The following is a 1,721-nucleotide window of genomic DNA, read 5'->3' as shown; positions in this document are numbered from 1 at the left end:
CTGCGGCCCCTGAGGCAGCGTTAGGGGCAGGCTCCGCCTGCCCCGCCCCCGGGTCGCGCCACCCCACCACCCCCCTCCGTACGCGTGTTCTGTTCCAGGTGATGTGGGCATGCCGGAGCCGCCCGGGATCCAGTTGGGATCCGGGCGGGCCCGGGTAGTCGTACGGTCGTACTGGTGGGGTGGGTTATGCAGCCCAGTCGAGCGCCGGATCAGGCGGCCCGATGTCACTCGGTGGCGAATGGCCTCCCGAAGATGGTCGGGCGTCGGGCGGCGGCAGCAGCCGGTAGACGTAGCGTCCGTCCTGATCCTTGGTGATCTGGATCTGGTCGGGGCGGGTGTGCTTGAACCGGTTGTGCCATCCGCAGGCGAGTGCGAGCTGGTCGATGTCGGTGGGCGATTCCCCGAGTGCCCATCCGTGCACGTGGTCGACCTCGCACAACGTCCCCGGCAGCTCGCATCCCCGTACTGCGCATGACGGGTACAGCGTTTCGAGGACCTGCCGTTGTGCAGAGGAGGCGAACCGTTCCCGCCAGCCCAGATACAGCGGAGTGTTCCCCTTCCCGAGGAGGAGGGGCGACACTCCGGCCGACAGGGCGATGCGGCGGGCCTGTGCAGCGGGGATCGGTGTCCCATCGGTGAGGCGGGCGGGGGCGTTGCCGCCAGTGAGGGTGTCCAGGTCGCAGATGACGGTGACCTTGGTGGCCTTGTGCCCGCCCGACAGGACGCTGGACAGTGCTGCCGCTGTCCGCTCGGCGACGTCGCGGCGGTCGTCGGGCCCGGCCGGCTTGGCCAGCGGCGCCAGAGTGCCGTCCCAGATCGCGGCGTCTTCGGGGTTCAGCCAGCCCTTGACGTAGCGGCCGCCGTCCAGAGAGCGGGTGGTCGTGATCCACGACTTGTCGTAGCCCCGCTTGGTGTCCTCATCGGGGGCGTCTTCAGTGTCGTCGCGTTCGGTGATCAGGTCGCGGATGCGGCGCCCGAACGCGGCGACCTTCCCCGCCGAGAAGCCCTGGTCGACGAAGCCGAGGAGGGTCGTCTCGGCTTCGGCACAGTCGGTGTCGTCCAGGCGGGCGACCGAGTCGGCGATGGTGGTGGCGTAGCCGTAGGACAGGTCACCGGAGGCGAGTTGGGCGCAGACCTGGGGCAGGCGGTGCCGCTGCCGGGCGAGGGTGAGGCGCTCTTTGGCGCGGTTGTCGCGCATGCCCAGGCGGGAGCGGAGCCACGCCTGGGGCGAGGGATATCCCCACCGTGCTTGCTCCCCGGCGGCGTCGACGCGGCCGATGAAACCGGCCAGCACACTTTCCTGGATATCGGAGGCCGCCGCGAGAGTTTCGGTCAATTCCAGGCATGCGGCTGCTGATTCGGGGACGTCTCGGCTGGCGAGTTCAGTGGCGATGGCGGAGAGCGCGTTCACCAGTTCCATGGTGGACGCGGCCTCAAGCTCGACCGTCACTGAATGCATACCTAGATAATACCCGCTGTGACCGACAATCGCATCTTGAATTCAGCGCTTCAACACAGATACTTTTCGGTACTTGAATGGCGACTATTTGCGCCGCACCATCGGTTGCCGCGTTCGTTGGAACACGCGTACGGAGGGGGTGGTGGGGTGGCGCGACCCGGGGGCGGGGCAGGCGGAGCCTGCCCCCATCACCTGCCCAGGGGCCGCAGAGGCTCCAAAGTCAAGGGTGGACGAAGTCCATCGCGAAGCGACGCCGAAGGCG

General features: G+C 68.3%; 1 protein-coding gene. It reads right to left on the bottom strand.

Annotated features, from left to right (window positions below; translation table 11 throughout):
* Positions 1-184: 184 nt before the first annotated feature.
* Positions 185-1,459 carry an HNH endonuclease signature motif containing protein gene (locus F9B16_RS50305; protein WP_151547331.1) on the bottom strand — a complete coding sequence of 425 codons (1,275 nt, stop codon included), beginning with the start codon at positions 1,457-1,459 and terminating at the stop codon, positions 185-187.
* Positions 1,460-1,721: the final 262 nt, after the last annotated feature.

Source organism: Actinomadura montaniterrae (genome assembly GCF_008923365.1).
Lineage (GTDB): Bacteria > Actinomycetota > Actinomycetes > Streptosporangiales > Streptosporangiaceae > Spirillospora > Spirillospora montaniterrae.
Note: the sequence above shows the minus strand (reverse complement) of the source record. Positions and strands in the feature narration are given on the sequence as shown.